Here is a 20,931-nt window from a genome sequence, read left to right as displayed (position 1 = left end):
TTATCCCTTTTTCTCTAGAACAACATTTGCGATCGCGTAGTTGCCATCATGGGAAACCATAAGGTGAACTTTATTGATACCTGCTTCGTCTGATTTTCTTTTTACTTCGCCGGACAAAATCACCGTTGGTCTGTCTTCTTGTGCAATCTCGATGGCTCTGTATTCGACGCCTTCACTTCCTTTTGGATACAGCGCTTTGATAAAAGCTTGTTTCGCTGCAAAACGAGTTGCAAAACGTTGTGACGGATTTTTTTTGTTGTTGCAGTATTTTATTTCGGCATCAGTAAATATTTTTTTTAAAAAACGATCTTCCCAACGAAAAATAATTGCTTCAATTCTTCTTACTTCCACAAGATCTACCCCAATTCCGAAGATCATAAGCTTCTCCCTTTTCCGAGCATTCTTAAAAACTCGGCTACATTTCTATTGTACAAGCTCTTTCATTTTTTTTACCGCAGCTTCAATTCCAACAAAAAGTGACTTCGCCATAACGGCATGTCCAATATTATATTCTTGAATCTCTGGCACAGCTTCAACCAAGTGGCGCACATTGTGGTAATTCAAACCATGTCCGGCTGCAAGCTGAAAACCACAAGCCAAAGCAAATTGTGCGGCCTCTTTTAGCTGAGAGAGCATTTCCTGGCAAGGCACTTCCACCGAACGTTCCGCATAGGCTCCGGTGTGAAGCTCTACCCAGGGAACTGAAAATGTTTTGGCGAGGGCAATCTGTTCTTGTTCGGGATCAATAAAAAGACTTATTTCAATTTTATTTTTTTGGAGACGTTCAATTGCATGCGCTAAACGCTCGGAATTTGTTGTGAGGTTGAGCCCACCTTCGGTCGTGAGTTCTTCACGTCGCTCCGGCACAATGGTGACGCGTGCAGGTTTGAGCTGACAGGCAATGTCGATAATATCTGGCGCAAGTGACATTTCCAAATTAAGCGGAACCGAAATTTCTTGCTTCAATAACCACACATCTGCATCTTGAATATGCCGCCTGTCTTCTCTGAGATGAATTGTAATTTGATCTGCTCCTGAAGTGATAGCAAGTTTGGCAAGATCGAGCACATTTGGATACGTTGTTTTTCTTGCTTCACGAAGAGTTGCAGCGTGATCAATATTTACTCCAAGAAGTGGCATTATCCTTCTCCTTCAAGTAGACAATACATGTCTAAGTAGCGCTTTGCTTTTTCAACATCATGCACTCTTAAAAATTTTGCTCCCTTTTTCCAAGCAAAAGAAAGTGTAGCCAATGTTGATTCTTCACGTTGTTCAAGAGCGAGATGTAAGAGTTTTCCCATAAATTTCTTTTTTGAAGTTCCAATCAAAATATTTTGAGAAAGTTCTAAAAAACTTTCAATATTTTGTAGTAGTCTCACATCATCTTCAGCTGATTTCCCAAAACCAATTCCAGGATCAAGCATGATATTTTCTTTTTTTATTCCAGCTTCCATCGCAAGCTGCATTCTTGATTGCAAAAAAGCAAACACCTCTCTCACCACATCTTCGTAGTTCAGATTTTCTTGCATCGTTTTTGGAGTTCCTCGCATATGCATTAAACAAATGGGAACTTCATACTGCCTTACCACTTCGAACATTTGCTGGTCATGAAGGCCGGCGCTAATGTCGTTGATCATATTGGCACCACACTCTAGAGCTTTTTTGGCCACTTTACTTTTGGTGGTATCGATCGAAAGTGGAATTGAGGAAAAAGATCGAATCCCCTCAACTATAGGCAGCAAGCGTCTTTGCTCTTCATCGCATGAAACAGAATCACTTCCTGGTCTGGATGATTCTGCACCGATATCGATAATATCAACTCCTGCTTCAAGCAGTTTTTTTGCGTGATCAAGGGCTTTCTCAGGCTTGAGAAAAGAACCTCCATCCGAAAAAGAATCAGGGGTCACATTAAGGACCCCTAATAAAATATACTTTTTGGTTTCTGTATTCAGTGTACCTATGCGCATTAAGCTTTACCAGGATCCGGAATAAGATTTCTAATTTTACTTGGCTTATTCATTTTTTTTTCAGGATTACTTTCTCGCTGAACAGGCTTTTGATCTGCCGCGAGTTTCTCACCCTTTACAACTCTATCAATTTGATCTGCATCAAGTGACTCATGCTCAAGAAGAGCTATTGCCAAATCTTCAAGTTGTTTTTTATTGTCCGTTAAAATTTTAAACGCTTTATCATATCCATCTCGAACGATAGAATGCACTTCCTCATCTATGACTTGTGCTGTTGTATCGCTGTAATTTTTTTGATGTCCCATTTCTTTGCCCAAAAAAACCTGCTCTTCTTTTTTTCCAAAAGCAAGTGGCCCCAACTTTTCACTCATTCCCCATTCGCATACCATTTTGTGTGCAAGATCGGTCGCACGCTCGATGTCATTTCCAGCACCAGTTGTGGGTTCGGAGAAAATTAATTGTTCAGCTGCTCTTCCTCCCATAAGGATAGCAATGGTATTATAACAATAGGTTTTGTTTTGCGTATATCGTTCATCAACCGGAAGCTGCTGAGTAAGACCCAGAGCCATTCCGCGCGGGATGATGGTAACTTTGTGCAGAGGATCTGTTCCTGGGATCATTTTGGCTACCAGAGCATGGCCAGCTTCATGATATGCAGTATTTTTCTTCTCATCTTCTGAGACAATCATGCTTTTACGTTCGCTGCCCATAAGCACTTTATCTTTGGCAAGTTCTAAATCTTCAATGGTGATAGCATTTTTGTTGTAGCGAGCAGCAATGAGTGCAGCTTCGTTCACCACGTTTTCCAAATCAGCTCCAGAAAAACCTGGTGTACCGCGTGCCAGCACTTCGAGGTCTGCGTTGATATCAAGTGGCTTATTTCTGGTGTGCACTTTTAAGATTTCAAATCTTCCCTTTAGATCTGGGCGGGAAACGGTAATACGTCTATCAAAACGGCCTGCGCGCAGCAAAGCAGGATCGAGCACATCTGGTCTGTTTGTAGCAGCCATAATGATAACACCTTCATTTGATTCGAAGCCGTCCATTTCAACGAGAAGTTGATTCAAGGTTTGTTCACGTTCATCATGACCACCGCCAATGCCTGCGCCACGGTGTCTTCCCACGGCATCAATTTCGTCGATGAAAATAATGCACGGCGCATTTTTCTTTCCTTGCTCAAATAAATCTCGAACTCGAGATGCACCCACACCTACAAACATTTCTACAAAATCTGAACCCGAAATGGAAAAAAATGGAACACGCGCTTCGCCGGCAATAGCTTTGGCCAAGAGCGTTTTTCCTGTTCCTGGACTGCCCATCAGCAGAACACCTTTTGGAATCCTTCCTCCGAGACGCGTAAATTTTTTGGGATCTTTCAAAAAGGCTACTATTTCTTCAAGTTCTTCTTTAGCTTCTTCAACTCCTGCAACATCATTGAACGTAACTCGTTTTTGGCTTTCGTTTAAAAGCTTAGCCTTGCTTCTGCCAAAGCCCATCGCTTTTCCGCCACCCACTTGAATTTGCCGCATCGAGAAAAAGAAAAATCCAAAGAGTAAAATTAAAGGAAGCCAGGAAAGGAGATGTTGCCAAATGGAAACTTCGGCCATTTTTACATAATTGACCGCAACGTTATTTTCTTCAAACGTAGCAAGGGCTTTTTCACTGTTGATTGGACCAACGGTTTCAAATTGCGCACCAGATTTGTATTTTCCAGAGTACACATCTTCTTGAATGGTCACTTGTTCAACTTCACCATTTTTAACCGCCGACATGAACTCTGAAAATCCAAGCTTGTGAGCAGAAACAAGCGGTTCATTCATAAAGTGAAAAACAGAAAGCATCAGCAGGAAAATCACCAGCCAAAAAGCTATGGTTTTTTTCCCTCCAGAAAAGGGGCGGTTGTTTTTACCATTTTTTTTATCATTTTTTTTCATAATATCCTCTGTTGTGTTGAAGCTTCATAACCTACTGAAAAGAAGAATCAATCATAATCGGGCTCAGTTTACTCAGATACGTTCTCTTTTTGGAAGTATATTTTTTCATGATCGCGAGTAAAAAGAACATTAAGAGGAAGAAAGTATTGAGCTTTTCCACCTTCTTTACGCAGTGCAATATGGTCAATTTTTTCGCGATGATCAGCGCTGAGTATGGCAGATTCTAAAAAAAGCTTTTGAAAAACCGCTGCCGACAACCGTAGACGAATCGCCTTTGGGAGGGAATTGTAAATCTCCCTTTTTAGGCTACACTTTCCAAAGTCTTCCGAAATACTCACCTTCTGCAAAGCCGCTTCAACATAGTATTCTAGCGCCTCTTCATCTTCACGTAGTTGTGAGGAAAGATGAGACAAGTGATTCACAATTTTTGGATTGGCTTGTTTTAATTGCTGCAAAACTTCATGTCGAATCCAATTTCTTTTGTAGGAAACATCATCATTTGAAGCATCGTGACGATATGCAATTTTATGTTCTTCTGCATAGGCTTCAATTTCCTCACGAGTAAATGGCAGTAGTGGCCGGATGTATTTTTTTCCACTTTTTGAAAGAGAACTTCCTTTCATTCCTCCCAAGCCTTTAAGCCCAGTTCCGCGCAAAAGACGAAGAAGAAAGGTTTCGGCCTGATCATTTTGATGATGCGCAAGTGCAATACAGGCTGCGTTTTGCTGATCGAGCACTTCTTCCATTTTGCTTCTTCGAAATGTTCTGGCCTTTTCCTGAAAGTTTCCTTCACTTTTTTCAGTATGAGTGAACCTAAAAAAAGGAACAGAAGCTGCATTTGCTTTTTCCTGAACCAGCATTTCATCGAGATCGGAATGTTCCCCGCGAAGTTTGTAATTTACATGAACAAGAACAAGCTTAAGCTTCCAAACGTGAGATAATTTCAAGAGCAAATCAAAAAGCACCATCGAGTCAACACCCGCGGACGCACCAACTACAAGCGTTTCCCCAAGTGAGAACATTTTTTTTTGTTCAATAAAATGCTTGAAACGTGGATATAACATGTGAATTTTATGCCTTCAACAGCGTGGAATACGTCTTTGAAAGTTGTACATAATGTTTTGCATTATCTACAATAGATACTTTTTCTTCTGCAGTAATTTCTCTGGCTACTTTTCCTGGCATGCCTATAACAAGTGAACCGGATGGGATTTTTTTTCCCTCTGGAATAAGAGCACCAGCTGCAATAATGCAGTCATCACCTATTTCTACTCCGTTCATGATGATGGCGCCCATACCTACCAGAACTCTGTTTCCAATGGTGCATCCATGCAATAATGCTTTGTGCCCAAGCGAAACATATTCACCAACAGATAACTTATGCTTTCCATCAACGTGCAACACACAAAGATCTTGAACATTTGAATGCTGGCCAATGCTGATGGTGTTTGAATCTCCCCGCAACACTGCTCCAAACAAAACACTCGAACCACTTGCCAACGTAACTTGGCCAATAAGGGTCGCTGTGGGAGCAACAAAAACGTCTTGCTCAATCTGAGGACTATGGTGATGAAAATCTATTTTCATAAAACTACATTTTATACTTTCCAAAATCTTCAGGTGAAAGATTTTCTAAAATTTCGGTCCATTTTTGTTTTCTGTTTTGTTCCAAATCAGCCTCATCATAATGAATATCAATTTGACGTGATTTTTCTATGACGTGCTGAGCCACGTAGATGGGGGCATTTGTGCGTAAGGCAAGCGCTATAGCGTCACTTGGTCTTGCATCCAATGTCCACTCGGCCGCATCGTGCATACAAGAAATCTCTGCATAAAACGTGTTGTCTGAGAGATCGACAACAGCTACATTTTTTATCACCACGTTTGCGGCATCGAGAATATTTTTCAAAAGATCATGTGTCATCGGACGACTCAGTTCAATTTGCTCTAGCTCTGTCGCAATGGCTGAAGCTTCAATGAGTCCTATCCAAATGGGAAGTGATTTTTTCCCTTCGATGTCCTTTAAAATAATAATAGGCATATTGGTGAAAGGATCTATAGTGAGCCCAGTCACTTTCATTTGAACCAACTCACACTCTTGCGATTTTTTTGGAATAAATTCCATCGTTCCCCCTAGTTGCAACTGTTAACGCGAATATGATGATATTCACGAGAATGATCATTAAAAAGAAGCTCGCCCTCAAGTGAATTGCCTCTTGCTTCTGTAAGCATCACCGGAACAATACTTCCAATGAGCGAACGATCACCTTGGAAATGAATGAGGCGATTGTCATCAGCTCTTCCTTGAAGCTTTCCATGTCCATGCTTATCGAAACCAGTCACTAAAGTTGAAACCACTTTTCCCACAAGCTGCTTATTTTTTTCAAACGAAATAACTTGATCAAGTTGAAGCAATTCTTTTAGCCTGGCTTTTTTTACTTTTTCTGGAACGTCATCCTGCAATGAGCTTGTAGCATAGGTTCCCGGGCGCTCGGAATAAGAAAAAGCAAACAAAGCATCGTATTGCACTTCGCGAAGCAAACTCAAACTGTCTTGAAATTCTTCATCGGTTTCGCCACAAAAACCTACAATAAGATCTGTGCTGATGGCAATGCCAGGTCTAGCTGCTCTCACTTTTTCAACAATGTTTAAATAATGCTCTCGCGTGTAACCTCTTCGCATGCGCTTCAACATTGCGTTACTTCCTGATTGCGCAGGTAAATGAATTTGGCCACATAGTTTTTCAACATCGCGGTAAGCCTCGATGAGAGTATCTTCAATGTCACGTGGATGTGGAGAGGTAAAACGAATGCGTTCAATATTGGTGTTGTCCGCAATGAGCCGAATAAGTGCTGCTAAACTTCTGGGTTGGTTTCCAGTGCCAGCAATGGGTGCAATGGCAGCATCACCGTAAAGAGGATCACGATAAGATGCTACGTTTTGACCAAGCAACATTACCTCTTTTACTCCACGGTCCACCAACCTTTTGATATCATCAACCACTTCTTTTCCTGTACGGTAAACTTCTCGCCCACGAACGGCTGGAACAATGCAGTAGCTACATTTACAGTTGCAGCCTTTCATAATGGAAACAAAAGCGGTTGAACCTTCTACATCATGATCTGGAACAACATCTAAAAACTCGTAGTTTTTTGAATCGTTGATCAGCTCGGTTGCAACATAAGCTTTTTGACTTTTTTCTCTGCCCGCAAGACTTGGAAGCTGAAGCAATTGATCTGGCCCCAAAATAAAATCGACATGCTTAAATCTGCGAGCAATATCTTCTTTTCCTTGCTGAGCGGCGCATCCTGTAATTCCAATTTGCACATCGTCACGAAGTTTTTTGTGTTCCTTAGCTCTTCCCAAATCACTCATCGCCTTGTGGTAAGCTTTTTCTCGGATAGTGCAGGTATTGTACAAAATGAGATCTGCATCTTCCGCCTTGGAAACAGTTTGATACCCTTGCCTTTTCAACATATTGAGCATGGCTTGGCTATCGTGTTCGTTCATTTGGCAACCAAATGTTTTGAGATAAACTTTCTTTTGTGAATCCATTTTTTACTCACCTTCTCTTGATGTGTATAACGCAATAAGATCTCTTTTTAATAACGCTTTTAAAAACTGCTGTGTTCTTTCTTCAGGTGAAACAAAATCTGAACCATACTGTTTTTTTATTTCAGCAATCATGTCTGCAAAGCTTTTCTCTGCCTCAATTTGCCGCCAAATGAATGTGCCATATTCATCTAACTTCACCTTGATATAAGGAGAAGAAAGCCGTGGCTGCAGTACTTTTTTGAGCAGCCCAGAACGAAAGCGAGGAACTAAGAGAGTATCCTCCTTTTCGTTCCTCGGTTCCGCTTTTACTTTTGGCTTTGCTACCACCTCTGACCAATTTGTCTCGTGATGCTTTTTTTTCTTTTTAATGTTTTCTAACATAATTTCGTTTGAGAAGGTAAAACACTACAATCACCGCCGCGAAAAGAAGTGATGAGCTTAGGTTTCCATTTTCGCGAGAAAGAGGAAAACCAAAATTTCCTCCTATTAAAATAGCAATCACAATTCCAATAAGAGACTCACCGGCTATAAGTCCCGAACTAAACAAGACACCGTAATCATGCATGCTGTCTGTTTCTGAAAGCTTTTTGCCAAACTGCTTTTCAATGATCGTACGCAAGAGGCCACCGAGAAAAATGGGAACCGAAAGCGTAAACGGCAAGTAAATTCCAATAGCAACTGGCATCACATGCGTTCTAAAACGTGAACCTGTTTTTTTCAGCCATTCATTTGCAACAATCAATGCTACTCCAACAAGCATTCCAATCTGAACCATACCCCAAGGCATTTTGCCGCTTCCAAACATTGCATTGACGATACTTGCAAACAGCGTTGCTTGAGGCGCTTTCAACCCTGTTCCAATGCCATAAGCTTTGTGAAGAAGGGTTAGCACGGGCGCTAAAACAAATGCTGCGGCAACAACTCCTATTATCTGAGCCCACTGCATTTTGAAGGGCGATGCCCCAACAAGAGAACCCGATTTCAAATCTTGAGACACGTCACCTGCCGTAGCAGCAGCACAACACACTACGCTTGCAACTCCAAGCGTAACAAGACTTGCCTGAATGCCTTCGAAACCCAAGAGCAAAAACAAACCAGCTGTTCCCAACAAAGTACAAATGGTCATACCTGAAACGGGGTTATTGGAAGTTCCCACCAATCCCACAATGTAACTTGAAACAGCAACAAAGAAGAACGCGCAAATCATCATAATACTTAAAGAAAAGAGCGTGATTCCAAGAGTGCCGATGAAATGGTAATACATAAAAAACATCCCAACTGCCGCAATCAACAAAATGAAAAACAACTGCATAAAAGGAATGTCTTTATCTGTTCTTTCAATCACCGGCTTATCTTCTTGCACCGGATAACGAGCAGCCATGAGCCTTTTGATGCTTTTTGAAATGCCGTGTCGCACGCCAATGATAGACCAAATACCACCCACAAGCATGGCGCCAACGCCGATGTAACGAATTTGCTGGCTCCACAGCGTCCAGGCCGCATCAAGAGGATCCATTGCAGCGTCAAGCCCACCACTTCCCAAAAAAGGAATCCCAATCACCCATCCAATCACCCCACCTAGAAAAACAAGCGCTGCAATTTCGAGATTGATGATGTAGCCCACCGCAAATAACGCAGGTGACAAATCACTTCCCACAAAGAAAATGGAATTGCCAGCTCTGGCAGCCCACTCAACAGAACCTTTGATATAGGTGATGCCTGAAATGCAAAATTTAAACACGGCGCCAATGGAAAGCCCCGTAAGAATAGGTTTAATGCTGGCGCCGCCACTCTCCCCTGCAATGAGCACCTCTGCGCACGCAACGCCTTCAGGGAAGACGAGTTCTTCCTCTTCTATGATCAGCGCACGACGGAGGGGAACCATAAATCCAACTCCAAATAATCCACCGGAAATAGCAATGAGGGTTGTAGGCCAAAATTCAAAATTTTTCCATGCGCCCACCAAAACTAAAGCGGGAACCGTAAAAATAATTCCAGCAGCTAAGCTTTCGCCAGCACTGGCAATGGTTTGAACAATGTTGTTCTCGAGAATATTTCCGTTTCTAAAAACGCCTCGAAGAATGGCCATAGAAACAACTGCGGCTGGGATGGAAGCAGCAACCGTCATTCCCGCATACAGGCCAAGATAGGCATTGGCAGCTCCCATGACAACCGAAAGCACAATTCCCAGCAAAACTGCTCTAAAGGTAAACTCTGGAAGGCTCTTTTCTGCTGGAACAAATGGCACAAAGACTTTTTTTTCCATGCATTTTCTCCTCGGTTTGGTGTCCAGTTTAAGTCGGACGGTGATAACACTCCATCTCAAAAAGGCAAGCGTTTTTAAACACTTGAACATTTGACTTTGCAGAAGGAATTGGTTACGAACACCAAACTCTTTGGGGAAATAGCCAGCCCTTTGCTTCATAAATGAAGGCTAAAGAAAAAAGATGAACCATCTCAAGAGCTTAAGGTAAGATCATGGCCAAAATTAAGATTTGTAAGTTCAAAGATTGCTTGGATGCAGCAACCACAGAGGGCTATTGCCGGCTTCACTACTTGGTCCTCTGGAGAAAACTGAAAGAGAAAAAGAAGAAGTCCGCTGCCAAAAAGCTGAATCAATACGTTGAGTATATGATGAAAGGCAATCCAGGAAAATATGTGGATGCCATCAAAAAAGATATCAGATCAGACAAATTTGAAGAAACGGTAGCACGTAAGTTTGGCAGTGAAGAAGACAAAGACCAAAGCTTTTTTGATGAACCAGGTTACGACGAAGAAGTAGATAGCCTTTTGCAGAAAATGAAAATTGAAAAAACGTTTTAGCTTTTATGTTTTCCTTTTTTAGCTTGTTCTAAAGCCTGTTCAAATTTTTGTTTTCTGTTTTGTAGTTGTGACATTTCTTCGTTTAGCTCTTCTTTTATCTCCTCGCCCAAAACATCGCTGAGTTTTTTCTTTCTGTATTTTGTATCTTGATAAAAGAAAAATCCAATGAACGTGAAAAGCACAAGTAAACTGAAGAAAAATAATTTCATCCTGTCCTCACAAGATTCTTCTTTCGATGTTTTCTCTTAACGCTTTCAACTGTTTTTTGTCTGTAATTTTTTTTCCTTCGTCATTTCGAATGTAAAAAACATCGATGACTCTTTCAACTTGAGTCACAATGTAGGCCAAATGAAGGCTGGACTTTGAATCAACTAAAGCCCTGGATAAATTATAGAGCAACCCTTCTTCATCGTAGGTATGAATTTCTACCACCGTATCGCTTTCGGAAACATCGTTGTCGATTTCAATTTTTATTTCTCGCGGATCAAAAAACTTTTTTCTTTTTTCATGTGGAAATGCTTTTTCTAAACGCCCAGAAAGAAAGTGTTCATCACGTTGTGCATGAAGAAAATCTGATTGTATAAGGTTAATATATTTTTTAAGGTCGAAGCGTGAACCGTCTTTTGCTGTAAGCGCAAACGAATCGACAGCACATCCATTTTGTGAAGTAAAAATTTTTGCTTCCACAATATTTGCGCCATAATAACTTAAAATACCGCAAGCATCCGAAAAAAGTCCGTGTCTATCTTTATCCAAGAGCAAAAGATAGGTGAGGTTTGATTTTTCATCAGCATAACATTCTACTTGAAGTCCTCCTTTTTCTTTGAACGAAAAAAATAAAAAAAGATGTTCGGCTATAATGTGTGGTGAAGCCGAAAAAAAATATTTGCTGGGCAACTGTGAAAAAAATGAGTCGATACATGTTTGAGGCACACTTCTCTTCTTCGAAAGATCTTCCACCTCTTGCAACAAATGCTTTTTCCTTTTTTCAAACTCTTGATTTAATTCGCCCTGATGCGAACACACTTCATAGCAAAGGTGATAAAATTCTCGCAACAATTTTGCTTTCCAGTCTGTCCAAACACCTGGACCAACAGCTTTCAAATCTGCAATAGTAAGAAGGTAAAGGGAAGAAAGCAGTGATGGCGTTGGAAGTGATTGCACAAATCGCTTTATCATTTCCAAGTCAGAAACATCTCTTCTAAACGCAAGCTTAGGCATGAGCAAATGCGATTTTACAAGCCAGGAAAGATTTTTTGTTCTTTCAGAATCCAATCCTATTTTAGCTGCAAGTTGAGATGCTATTTCTGATCCAAGAGAGGAATGATCTCCTCCTCTTCCTTTTCCAATATCATGAAATAAAGCCGCAAGCCGAAGCACAGCAAGATCAGTTGCTTCCGATTGAGCAAACAAAAAGGAGCTTCCTTTTTTCTTTTGAAGTAAGTTTTCCAACTCCATGACGGCTCGAAGTGAATGAGCATCAACAGTGTAATAGTGATATCCGTTATGCTGCAAAAGGTGCAAAATTGGAGTGAGCTCTGGAAACCATCTTTCCAAATGTCCACATTCGTAAAGTTGAGAAAGCAGTGGATAAATGGGCGTGGATGAAGAAAAAAATGTTCTCCACATTTCTTTTGTCTCGGACGTCCAACTTTTTTCAGTAATAATATGAGAATTATTTGAAAGTTGATACATCAGTGATGATGAAATTGTCTTATGCTTTCTCTTTGCCTCTAAAAAATAGCTTAACATTTCTTCTGCTGAAAAGTTTTTTTTCTCGGAAAAAAGTTTTTCTTTTTTCCGTTTTTTGAAGAATGGCAAAAAACTTTTTTCTTCCAATTCCAGTTGGAACCATTCTACTATTTGCTGCGATAAAAAATGTGAAAAATGAGCAGACTGGTAATATTGTTTCATCAGTTGCTCGGAAGCCAGCAAAAGTTTTGTATCTTGAAAATAAAGCCATTTCGCCACATCTTCTTGCACACCAGCATATAAGCGATCTTGATTTTTGTGAGCAAGAGCATGCAAAGAATGTCGAACTCTCCAGTAGAAACGGTGAATTAAATCTAGCTCAATCAGCTTAAGCCGAAACCCTTCTGGAAGAGCTTTGTCAGGAAAATAATATGCTCTCGCGGTGATAATCCACTGAATAAAATGAATCCACCTCAAAGCACCGGGGCTTTCTTTTATATTTGGCTCCAACAAATAAAGTGATTGTTCATATCTTTTTTTTCGCTTTGATTGCTCTGCCTTCTTCGAGGAAAGAAATTGTCGATAGATCTTTTTTTTCTTGAATGATTTTTTGAGCAGTACATTAAAAGAAGAAAAAAGTTCATCGCTTCCCCATAAAAAACGGTGCTCCAGCATGGCCGTAATGGAACGGACATCGCCCTTCATAAACACATGCTCACAATCTTTAAGCGTTCTGGTGGCACCACCTATGCGCACACTATTATTCCAAAGAGGATAGAGAAAATCGTTGAGGAGCGCTTCAATTTTTTTCAATCCCTTTTCTGTGCATAAAAAGAGCACATCCAAATCGGTGGAGACACTCATCTCGGCTCTTCCATATCCTCCAAGTGCTAGAACACAACACTCTGATGATGAAATCTGATGCGCAGAAAGGAAAGCCAACACAATCTGATCAAACGAATGCGAAACAAAACGACAGAGCTCAAGCGGATCATAATCTGGTGATGCAACTTTTTCTTGATAGAGGGCTGACACATCATGAAGAAATTTTTTCAGAGATCCACTGGGATCATTCACATCATGATGATAAAATAAGAAAGAATTCATAAATGGCTAGAGGTTAATTTTACTTCTTCTTTTGTCTTGAAAATAACTTGAAACACCTTTTGAAATGGATTGCACAAGTTTATTTTGGTACGATTCACTTCGAAGTCTTTTTTCTTCTGTTGGGTTTGAAATGAAAGAAGTTTCAATTAAAACGCTTGGACACTTTGCTCCTACTAAAACGTAAAATAATGCCGATCTCACCTTTTTATCATTTACCCCTTTATAGGTATGATTCATTTCTGAAACTAAATGTGTTTGAATATTTTCAGCTAGAATTCTTGATTCATCTGTAAAATAATTTTGCTGCATCGAAGAGAGAATATGTTCTTCGGTAGGAAGTTTCTTTTTTGCTGATTTGTTTTCTCTGGAAGCAAGTCTTCGCGAAGCTTCATCGGAAGCATTATTCAAATAGTACGTTTGAATTCCTGAAACGCTTCTATCAGTTGATGCATTTGCATGAATGGAGAGAAAGAGGTCTGCCTTTTTTCCATTTGCAAAGTGATCTCGATCTTCCAAAGTGAGTGTTTTATCCCGAGTACGGGTGAGGTAAACTTTTGCTCCAAGCTGAGTGCTCAATTGTTTTGCAAGTTTTTTTGAAATAGACAGCACCACATCCTTTTCGCGTGTCCCCTGCTTTCCTGAGGCTCCTCCATCATCACCTCCATGACCAGGATCCACAACAATGACAAGGTTTTCCACTTTTTGTGGCTGTAGCTTTTCTGTTTGTACAGAAGCAGGTTTTGTAAGTGTTTCTTTTTTCTGCCCCTTAAAAAAAGAGACGATCACACTATTATCTAAGCGACGAGTGTCAAATTGTGTTCCGCGGGCTATTTCAAAATTGGCCAAAAGAATTGCAGAAAAGAGTGGCTTCTTTAAAGAAAAATCAGACACATAACTTTTTGCAATTTTACTTTCAGCAACTTTTTTGCTTGGTGAAGTTGTATGTTGAAAATGAAGAAGAAGTCTTGGAAGTGATTTAGTTCTTTTTCCAAAGGCAACCTCTTCTGTAGTGAAAAGAACCTCGCGGTCAAAATCAAACTGTACTTCAAGCGCTCCGTCTTTTTCTTGAGATTGAATGTTGAGCAACTGTGCTTTTTTTGAAGTTCGGCTTGTTGCTGGTTCAGCAAAAGGATTGTTCCTTTTTTTCGTCTGAGTTTTTTTTGCAGCACTTGCAGCAATTACAGGCGTAGAAACTGTTGTCTGCAAAGCCTTCTCTGATGCAGCTTCTAAAGCCACAAGTTGACTCGCAGCTTTTTCTTTCATGTCTCCATTTGGATATTGTGATATCACAGCCTTGAAGGCGCGCTTTGCTCTTTCGCTGTCTTTTTGGTTCTTAAGCCGCAGCAATCCCAACTGATACAAAGCATCATCAGCAAAATTGGAGTGAGGATATTCTTCAAGAAGCTTATTAAAACTCACCAATGAAGCTTGAAGGTCTTCTTTTTTCTTGAAGGAAACGTACGATTCTTTGAGAAGTCTTGCCTTGCTGAAAAGTGCGTCGTCGGCAATGTGAGATCTGGGATATTCTTCCTGCACTTTTCCAAACTGGTTTGCGCAAAGTGAAAGTTGAGCCAATTTTGCTTGCTTCTGCTTTTGATAACACTCTTTTGCTTCTTCGTAGAGTTTCACATCGGGAGAATAAAACGTTTCCGCAAAAAGCGTGCTGCAAAAAAGAAGCACAAGAAAAAATTGAGAAAGAAAAACAAGGACTTTGCGCATGTTGGGCATTGTACATAAAGCTTAAAAAGGTTCAAGCCTTCTCTGATATTTTCCCCTTCATCTGAGAAAGAAATTGCAAGGCTTCAAGTGGAGTGAGTTGATTTGGATTAAGCTGGGCAAGTTCTTCCACAATATCTTTGTGCCGCAAATCTGGTTCGAAAAAAGAAAGCTGTGGTGGTGTATGCTTTTGATCATTGGCTGCCGCTGTTCTTGCTTCAAGTTGCTTCATTACTTTTTTTGCCTTTTGCGTAATGTGCAATGGAATACCGGCAAGTGAAGCTACTTCAATACCATAGCTGTGGGAAGCTCCACCGGGAAGAAGTGTGCGAAGAAAAACAACTCCCCCTTCCGATTCTTTTACTGCAATGTGAAAATTTCTCATGTGCGCTTTGCTTTCTGCCAACTCAATCAGCTCGTGATAGTGTGTAGCAAAAAGAGTTCGGGCTTTAATGCGATCGTGCAGATCTTCTGCCAAGGCCCACGCAAGCGAGAGGCCATCAAACGTTGAAGTACCGCGGCCAATTTCATCTACAATAATCAAACTTTTTTCCGTTGCCTTTTTTAAGATGTGCGCCATTTCTGACATTTCCACCATGAACGTAGAGTGCCCTTTCCATAAGGCATCTGAAGCTCCAATGCGTGTAAAAATACGGTCAACAATGCCAAGCTTCGCATGTCGTGCAGGAACAAAGCACCCAATCTGAGCCATCAACGCCATAAGTGCTACTTGGCGCATCAGCGTTGATTTTCCTGCCATGTTTGGACCTGTAATCAGCAAACAGTTTCCATCTTTTTCTGAAAGATGCACATCATTTGGAACAAAGCGCTCCTCGCAAATGCTTTCTACAACTGGATGTCGTGACTGTTCAAAGTGTAAGTCAGTTGCTTGAGAAAAAACCGGGCGCGTGTACGCTTTTTCAAGAGAGACAAGTGCAAACGAAAGCAAAACATCTGCTTTTGCCAACAGACGAGCCAAAGAAAAGACGTGGACACCATATTGTGCAGCCCATGTGCGAAGCTGTACAAAGAGTTGGTATTCAAGCGCCTTCATTTTGTCTTCGGCGCCCAAGACTTTTTCTTCTAATATTTTTAACTCTTCGGTGATGTAGCGCTCTGCATTCACCAAAGTTTGTTTTCTAATGTAGTGTGCAGGAATTTTTTCTGTATGCGCATGAGTCACTTCTAAAAAATATCCAAACACTTTATTGTATTTAATTTTGAGTGAGTGAATTCCTGTTTTTGCACGTTCTTCTGCTTCTATTGCGGCAATCATTTTTTTGCCATCTCTCGCAAGAGAGCGGAGTTCATCAAGTTCCGGGCTGATGCCATCGCGCATAATAAATCCATCACGCAAAGAAAGTGAGGGTTCATCAAGCAAACTCTCTTTCACTTTTTCAACAAGCTCGGGAAAAGAAGACATTTCTTCTGCAAGTTTTTTGAGCGCGCCGCCTTCTTCTGAAAAAAGTTTTTTGAGCTCTGGAACAAGGGCAAGTGTATCGGCTAAGGCAAGTAAATCGCGGGCATGCGCACTTTCGAGTAAAACTTTTGTAGTAATACGTTCAAGATCGTATACCTGTTCAAAAACATTTTTTACTTTTCGAAGAAATTCGCCAGAACTCATAAAGGCTTCCACAATGTCGAGTCGCTCTTCAATTTTTTTCCGCGAAAGAAGTGGCTGAACAATCCACGAACGCAAAAGCCTAGCACCCATAGCGCTTGAAGTTTTGTCCAAAAGCCACAACAGCGAACCTTCGTGCTTTCCTTCTCGAAGCGTTGTGGTGAGTTCCAAGTTTTGTTTGGTGGCAAGATCTAAAAGCATATGATCTTGCAGCGAAAGTGATTGAAAAGCTTCAATGTGCTTTAAGGGTGCCTTCTGAAGTTCAGTTAAATAGCGATGCAAGGCACCTGCTGTATCGAAGGCTATTTCTTCAAGCTCTGCTTCAAGTTCATCCGAAATAAATGGCTTCACCCCTGCAGAATTAAAGTTTCTGGAAGCGGTAGTGCTAAAGAGCGCCTTGCTAAAAACTGGTTTCAACAATGAAAGCAAACGCTCACTTGCTTGATCTGAAAGTAAAAATTCTTGAGGCTCGTAATGAGACAAAACATCAAGAAGCTCTTCGGCAAGGCTTGTAACGGCGAGTGAAAAAAATCCAGTGGAGAGATCGGCCAGAGAAAAGGCAAACTGCCCTTTCTTTTCGTAGACACAGGCGATGTAATTATTTTTCTTTGCACTCAAGTGTTCACTGCTGGCGATAGCACCAGGCGTGAGAATCTGCGTGATAGCGCGTTTCACCACCCCTTTGCTTTCGGCAGGATTTTCAATCTGGTCGCAGATGGCCACTTTTTTTCCGGCTTCCAACAATTTGGTAATGTAGGGTTCCACGGAATGATACGGCACACCGCACAACGGAACGGGATCGTCGCTGTTTTTGTTTCGGCAGGTAAGGGTGATGTCTAAAATTTTTGCGGCGGTTACGGCGTCGTCAAAAAAGAGCTCGTAAAAATCGCCCAGTCGATACAGCAACAATGCATCCGTACATTCTTGTTTGATCTCAAGGTATTGCTTCATCATGGGAGTAAGGGCTTTGGCTTCTATCTGCATTAGCGGTGCACTCCATCAGAAAAAGATGTAAGCGCCATCACTTTTTCAAGCGCTTGATAGGGATTGAGGCTTCCCGCTTTTACGTCTTCAAGAATACGTTTAAAGGATGCATCTTGTTCTAAAGATCGCAGAAGACGAGAAAAACTTTCGTCGCGGAGTAAATCTAAAAACGATTGCAGAACCAGTGTCATTTTCTTTTCGGTCATCTCGGGATGCGTGTGCACAAAGTGTTCGTGATCTTGCAAGAGGCTAAAGAGGTCATCGATGCCTTCGTCATTTATGGCTTGCGTAAGCACAATGGGGACATCCCACTTTGAAGCCTTGCTGTTGATTTCCTTTTGCACCCGAAGCGCTGTTGAAAACTGCGAAGCCCCTTCTCTATCGGCCTTGTTCACCACAAAAATGTCGGCGGCTTCAAGCAAGCCGGACTTCATGGTTTGAATGGTGTCGCCAGATTCTGGAACAAGAACCACCACGCTGGTATCGGCAAGCTCCATAATGCCAAGCTCAGTTTGGCCCACGCCAACCGTTTCAACTATAATATGATGGAAGCCGCACGCAGCATAGGCACACAGCACTTCTTCGGTGTGTCTGGCGAGCCCGCCCGTCATGCCGCGGCTGCCAAGCGAACGGATGAACACGTCTTTATCTTCGGCATGGCCCAGCATGCGAATGCGATCGCCCAAAAGAGCGCCGCCCGTAAAAGGAGAACTGGGGTCGATGGCCAAAACGCCCACTTTGAACCCACGCTTGCGATAGCGCGAAATAAGCAGGTTGGTGAGGGTTGATTTTCCAGCTCCGGGAGGGCCAGTAATGCCCACTACATGGGCTTGTTTCCTGGCATCCGCGAGCTGGGAAAGCAAAGAAAGATCGGTTTTTCCCCCTTCTATAAGCGTGCTGATGAGCCTGGCTAAAGCCTTTATATTCCCCATTTTGGCGTCTTTGAGCAGGTTTTGCATGTCGGATTCCTACGGTGATTTCAAGCAGATAGCAAGATTTTCCTGGCTTCCAGAAAAAAGGCAAAAAAAACTTAAAAAAATCAGTGGAAAAGGCAACTTTAGCCTCAGCCCATCCCGATAATGTTAGCGTAAGAAGGAGAATTTTATGTTTCTTGGAATCGTGATGATTGGTGCAGCTCTTCTCACAACTGGTGTGCAAATTCATTATCAAAAGAAAAATGAAGCCACCCAAAAGAGCTACCAGAAGAAGATAACGAATGAAGCTACAAAGCAAAAACGCATGGCGGCTGCTCGTGATAAAATCAATCGCGTCAAAGCACAGCGCGCTGCTGGCGCAGGCGCTATGACAGCAACCATGCTGGCAGAACGTCTTGAAACCAAAAATGCAAAGAGTGCCAGAGAGCTCGCAAAACTTGAAGCAGCTCACGACACTAAAGTGGCAGTAAACAGACCAACCCGCTCACACGGAACCCCAGCAGGTTCATTGGGCTAAAGGAGGAAATATGGCAGAAAACACAATAGCAGCAGGTGCACCAAATGCAGGGACAACTGAACTCAATTCTTGGTCAAATGTAGGTAGCGACCTTGGGAATGTAAGTGGGCCCGGAATTAATTTGAGGATTAATGCAAGCACTGAAAAACTTAACAACGATACTGTTAAACAATTAATCGACGCGCAAGCATCTGGTGCTTTTTGGAATGGTATTGAAAAAACAGGCATCGCTGTTGGAAACGTGATTGGAAGTATTCTTACCAATCGTTGGAATTCAGAAGTGGTCGCAGAAAAGTTTAAATCAGAGGTAAAGATTGCTAGCTTTAATAAAGACGTACTCCTTGAAAAAGAGGCAACAACGGTGAAGGCAATCGAAGCCCAGAAAGAAGTGCAGCTTGCCCAAATTAAAGGTGCAATTACCGCTGGAGAAACTGCGCAAGCGCATCAACTTCGTTTGGCGCAAGTGGTTGAAGGTGCAAAAACGGAACGCTTGGAACTCATGCAGGCTTATGGTTCAGGCAGAGAAAATTATGGCTACGGAAATCCGTTTGCCGCTAACGTTTAATAAGAGAGGTTTTCTATGGCTATAGACATTAATAATCCCATTACAAGTCAAGGCACTGTCATTGATCCAACAACTATGGATCAGTACTTCACGTCTCAAATCGAAGCGATGAAGGATCAAACTGTTGCGAATGGGCTTGGCGCAGGTGCTTCAATTGTGTCTGTTGTTGGCCAAGTTTACGGCATGGCCATTCAAACGCGCATGCAAGAAAGCCAATTTGCATTTCAAGAAGGTCTCGCCGGGATTGAAAAAGACATCAAAACAAACGCTGAAACAGAGAAGCAATTAGCTATCGCTTCTATACCAGAAGCTAAAAATGCAGAAATTGAAGCTGAACTTCGTTTGCAGAATGCACAGCAAGCTAAAGAACTTATTGCGGTTAAAACCACAGAGTTGAAAAAAACAGAAGCCACTGTTGAAGCGGTAACACAAGATCCACGAAGAGCTTATGACTATGGCACTCCAACGCTTTCCATTGGATAAAGAGATCTCACTTTCATAAAGCACTCAAGGCCACTTTTGTGGCCTTTTGTTTTGATGAAAAAGGTGAAAAGAGAAAAGTTTTGTGCCTTTTTGGAAGCATGCTATACTTTTTCTTGTCATCACGAGGAGCAAAGCGACGTGGTGATCTCGATTTTTGAATTGTCAGAGGAGATTGCCACAGTCGCTGCGCTTCTTCGCAATGACAAAATACTAAAGGAAAAAACTATGAGTTTGATCTTCAATGACAACAGCGTGATGCAGTATTTGTGGGACACCATCGAAAAAAATGAAGATGGCACTCATGCCCTTTTCTCTCATGATGACGCTGAAGGCCTGTGGCACTTGGGTTTCATCGACACTGAAAAAACATCGCTTCCGCAATGGATGAATTTTATGCAGCAGTTTTTGCAAGATGATGGCAATTATTTGCTGAGTGAAAAACAGTTTTCTGAAATAGATCAGTTTCGCTACAAAGGTGAAATTTATGCACCCTTCGAGGCAAGCCTCATCAACGAAGGCCTCTATACCCACGAAGGTTTGTCCGAACTGTTTGATGGCAGCATCAAGCCCTCTTGCAGTTTGAGTGCTGCAGATCTTGAAACGTTTCTGACAGAATTTTGCCTTAAGTATAAAGACAAAAATAATCTCATTCGCATGGATGAAGCTGGAAAAGATGAAATTGGAAACATGCTCGAACTCTTCCCCTCTCCTATGAGAAGACTTGAACTCATTTTTGACACTATGATTGAAACAGGCAACATGGCTGGGCTTGGAAATCAAAAGTTAAATGAGCTGGAATCACAGCGTTCAAAATTTAGCATGCAGCCGCAAAACCGTGCTGAGATTCATGCGCAGCAATTGCATTCGTTGCTTAAGGTGAAAGGGTCAAAGGTTTCAGATCCCAAAAAAGAAAAAGAGAAAAAAGGCGTTGAGCTGAAAAACATTAAACGCTCACGAAAAGGTGTTCGGGGTTAGAATGTTCTTTATCCTGGCATTTTCGTTCTTTTATTATCCTCTGTTTTGTTTTTTCAC

20 protein-coding genes are annotated in these 20,931 nt (G+C 41.6%); 5 read left to right on the top strand and 15 right to left on the bottom strand.

Annotated elements, in window-relative coordinates; genetic code table 11:
* The 10 genes from acpS to COV43_03185 form a co-directional block, all read right to left on the bottom strand.
* The gene (acpS, locus tag COV43_03230) at window positions 1-378 is read right to left on the bottom strand and encodes a holo-[acyl-carrier-protein] synthase (GenBank protein PIR26011.1); all 378 of its coding nucleotides are present in this window, start codon (window positions 376-378) and stop codon (window positions 1-3) included.
* 45 nt (window positions 379-423) lie between these two features.
* Window positions 424-1,140: a pyridoxine 5'-phosphate synthase gene (locus COV43_03225; protein PIR26010.1), complete on the bottom strand. Its 717-nt coding sequence runs from the start codon at window positions 1,138-1,140 to the stop codon at window positions 424-426.
* Window positions 1,140-1,967 carry a dihydropteroate synthase gene (folP, locus tag COV43_03220; protein ID PIR26009.1) on the bottom strand — a complete coding sequence of 276 codons (828 nt, stop codon included), beginning with the start codon at window positions 1,965-1,967 and terminating at the stop codon, window positions 1,140-1,142. Before folP ends, COV43_03225 begins: the two co-directional genes overlap by 1 nt.
* Window positions 1,967-3,901: a cell division protein FtsH gene (locus COV43_03215; protein PIR26008.1), complete on the bottom strand. Its 1,935-nt coding sequence runs from the start codon at window positions 3,899-3,901 to the stop codon at window positions 1,967-1,969. Before COV43_03215 ends, folP begins: the two co-directional genes overlap by 1 nt.
* Window positions 3,902-3,969: 68 nt before the next feature.
* Complete coding sequence (gene tilS, locus COV43_03210; GenBank protein ID PIR26007.1) at window positions 3,970-4,965, bottom strand: tRNA lysidine(34) synthetase TilS; 996 nt, start codon at window positions 4,963-4,965, stop codon at window positions 3,970-3,972.
* 7 nt (window positions 4,966-4,972) lie between these two features.
* Window positions 4,973-5,488: a gamma carbonic anhydrase family protein gene (locus COV43_03205; protein PIR26006.1), complete on the bottom strand. Its 516-nt coding sequence runs from the start codon at window positions 5,486-5,488 to the stop codon at window positions 4,973-4,975.
* A gap of 4 nt (window positions 5,489-5,492) precedes the next feature.
* Window positions 5,493-5,990, bottom strand: coding sequence for a hypothetical protein (locus COV43_03200; protein PIR26045.1), 498 nt, complete (start codon window positions 5,988-5,990; stop codon window positions 5,493-5,495).
* A 44-nt stretch (window positions 5,991-6,034) separates the two neighbouring features.
* Entirely contained in the window at window positions 6,035-7,456 is a 1,422-nt protein-coding gene (locus tag COV43_03195) for a tRNA (N6-isopentenyl adenosine(37)-C2)-methylthiotransferase MiaB (protein ID PIR26005.1), read from the bottom strand.
* A gap of 3 nt (window positions 7,457-7,459) precedes the next feature.
* Entirely contained in the window at window positions 7,460-7,837 is a 378-nt protein-coding gene (locus tag COV43_03190) for a hypothetical protein (protein PIR26004.1), read from the bottom strand.
* The gene (locus COV43_03185; GenBank protein PIR26003.1) at window positions 7,821-9,881 is read right to left on the bottom strand and encodes an oligopeptide transporter, OPT family; all 2,061 of its coding nucleotides are present in this window, start codon (window positions 9,879-9,881) and stop codon (window positions 7,821-7,823) included. Before COV43_03185 ends, COV43_03190 begins: the two co-directional genes overlap by 17 nt.
* 53 nt (window positions 9,882-9,934) lie before the next feature.
* On the opposite strand from COV43_03185, the gene COV43_03180 reads away from it, so the two are divergent.
* Entirely contained in the window at window positions 9,935-10,279 is a 345-nt protein-coding gene (locus tag COV43_03180) for a hypothetical protein (GenBank protein PIR26002.1), read from the top strand.
* On the opposite strand, the gene COV43_03175 is transcribed toward COV43_03180, so the two are convergent.
* From COV43_03175 to COV43_03155, 5 genes are read right to left on the bottom strand one after another with little or no spacing between them, the layout of a single operon-like run.
* A complete protein-coding gene (locus tag COV43_03175; protein ID PIR26001.1) occupies window positions 10,276-10,488 on the bottom strand; it encodes a hypothetical protein in 213 nt (70 codons plus the stop codon). The genes COV43_03180 and COV43_03175 overlap by 4 nt on opposite strands.
* 7 nt (window positions 10,489-10,495) lie before the next feature.
* A complete protein-coding gene (gene glnD, locus COV43_03170) occupies window positions 10,496-13,078 on the bottom strand; it encodes a [protein-PII] uridylyltransferase (GenBank protein ID PIR26000.1) in 2,583 nt (860 codons plus the stop codon).
* A 6-nt stretch (window positions 13,079-13,084) separates the two neighbouring features.
* Window positions 13,085-14,806: a hypothetical protein gene (locus COV43_03165; GenBank protein PIR25999.1), complete on the bottom strand. Its 1,722-nt coding sequence runs from the start codon at window positions 14,804-14,806 to the stop codon at window positions 13,085-13,087.
* Between the two features lie 22 nt (window positions 14,807-14,828).
* Window positions 14,829-17,399 carry a DNA mismatch repair protein MutS gene (locus COV43_03160; GenBank protein ID PIR25998.1) on the bottom strand — a complete coding sequence of 857 codons (2,571 nt, stop codon included), beginning with the start codon at window positions 17,397-17,399 and terminating at the stop codon, window positions 14,829-14,831.
* Window positions 17,399-18,358, bottom strand: a complete 960-nt coding sequence (locus COV43_03155) for a methylmalonyl Co-A mutase-associated GTPase MeaB (protein ID PIR25997.1) — start codon at window positions 18,356-18,358, stop codon at window positions 17,399-17,401. Before COV43_03155 ends, COV43_03160 begins: the two co-directional genes overlap by 1 nt.
* 145 nt (window positions 18,359-18,503) lie before the next feature.
* Between COV43_03155 and COV43_03150 the strand changes: the two genes are divergently transcribed.
* The 4 genes from COV43_03150 to COV43_03135 are packed head-to-tail and all read left to right on the top strand — an operon-like array spanning window position 18,504 to window position 20,874.
* Window positions 18,504-18,851 carry a hypothetical protein gene (locus tag COV43_03150; protein ID PIR25996.1) on the top strand — a complete coding sequence of 116 codons (348 nt, stop codon included), beginning with the start codon at window positions 18,504-18,506 and terminating at the stop codon, window positions 18,849-18,851.
* A 10-nt stretch (window positions 18,852-18,861) separates the two neighbouring features.
* Window positions 18,862-19,416 (top strand): hypothetical protein, encoded by a 555-nt coding sequence (locus COV43_03145; GenBank protein PIR25995.1) that lies wholly within the window; start codon window positions 18,862-18,864, stop codon window positions 19,414-19,416.
* Window positions 19,417-19,431: 15 nt separating this feature from the next.
* Window positions 19,432-19,899: a hypothetical protein gene (locus tag COV43_03140; protein ID PIR25994.1), complete on the top strand. Its 468-nt coding sequence runs from the start codon at window positions 19,432-19,434 to the stop codon at window positions 19,897-19,899.
* 36 nt (window positions 19,900-19,935) lie between these two features.
* A complete protein-coding gene (locus tag COV43_03135; protein PIR25993.1) occupies window positions 19,936-20,874 on the top strand; it encodes a hypothetical protein in 939 nt (312 codons plus the stop codon).
* Window positions 20,875-20,931 lie beyond the last annotated feature (57 nt).

This window comes from Deltaproteobacteria bacterium CG11_big_fil_rev_8_21_14_0_20_42_23, from assembly GCA_002796345.1.
Lineage (GTDB): Bacteria > UBA10199 > UBA10199 > 2-02-FULL-44-16 > 2-02-FULL-44-16 > 1-14-0-20-42-23.
This window is presented reverse-complemented; position numbering and strand designations above follow the sequence as displayed.

What these genes read in the sequence shown, in the direction of transcription:
- acpS (PIR26011.1), bottom strand. Translation starts at nt 378, where the DNA reads ATGATCTTCGGAATTGGGGTAGATCTTGTGGAAGTAAGAAGAATTGAA.
- COV43_03225 (PIR26010.1), bottom strand. Translation starts at nt 1,140, where the DNA reads ATGCCACTTCTTGGAGTAAATATTGATCACGCTGCAACTCTTCGTGAA.
- folP (PIR26009.1), bottom strand. Translation starts at nt 1,967, where the DNA reads ATGCGCATAGGTACACTGAATACAGAAACCAAAAAGTATATTTTATTA.
- COV43_03215 (PIR26008.1), bottom strand. Translation starts at nt 3,901, where the DNA reads ATGAAAAAAAATGATAAAAAAAATGGTAAAAACAACCGCCCCTTTTCT.
- tilS (PIR26007.1), bottom strand. Translation starts at nt 4,965, where the DNA reads ATGTTATATCCACGTTTCAAGCATTTTATTGAACAAAAAAAAATGTTC.
- COV43_03205 (PIR26006.1), bottom strand. Translation starts at nt 5,488, where the DNA reads ATGAAAATAGATTTTCATCACCATAGTCCTCAGATTGAGCAAGACGTT.
- COV43_03195 (PIR26005.1), bottom strand. Translation starts at nt 7,456, where the DNA reads ATGGATTCACAAAAGAAAGTTTATCTCAAAACATTTGGTTGCCAAATG.
- COV43_03190 (PIR26004.1), bottom strand. Translation starts at nt 7,837, where the DNA reads ATGTTAGAAAACATTAAAAAGAAAAAAAAGCATCACGAGACAAATTGG.
- COV43_03185 (PIR26003.1), bottom strand. Translation starts at nt 9,881, where the DNA reads ATGAAGCAAAGGGCTGGCTATTTCCCCAAAGAGTTTGGTGTTCGTAAC.
- COV43_03180 (PIR26002.1), top strand. Translation starts at nt 9,935, where the DNA reads ATGGCCAAAATTAAGATTTGTAAGTTCAAAGATTGCTTGGATGCAGCA.
- COV43_03175 (PIR26001.1), bottom strand. Translation starts at nt 10,488, where the DNA reads ATGAAATTATTTTTCTTCAGTTTACTTGTGCTTTTCACGTTCATTGGA.
- glnD (PIR26000.1), bottom strand. Translation starts at nt 13,078, where the DNA reads ATGAATTCTTTCTTATTTTATCATCATGATGTGAATGATCCCAGTGGA.
- COV43_03165 (PIR25999.1), bottom strand. Translation starts at nt 14,806, where the DNA reads ATGCCCAACATGCGCAAAGTCCTTGTTTTTCTTTCTCAATTTTTTCTT.
- COV43_03160 (PIR25998.1), bottom strand. Translation starts at nt 17,399, where the DNA reads ATGCAGATAGAAGCCAAAGCCCTTACTCCCATGATGAAGCAATACCTT.
- COV43_03155 (PIR25997.1), bottom strand. Translation starts at nt 18,358, where the DNA reads ATGCAAAACCTGCTCAAAGACGCCAAAATGGGGAATATAAAGGCTTTA.
- COV43_03150 (PIR25996.1), top strand. Translation starts at nt 18,504, where the DNA reads ATGTTTCTTGGAATCGTGATGATTGGTGCAGCTCTTCTCACAACTGGT.
- COV43_03145 (PIR25995.1), top strand. Translation starts at nt 18,862, where the DNA reads ATGGCAGAAAACACAATAGCAGCAGGTGCACCAAATGCAGGGACAACT.
- COV43_03140 (PIR25994.1), top strand. Translation starts at nt 19,432, where the DNA reads ATGGCTATAGACATTAATAATCCCATTACAAGTCAAGGCACTGTCATT.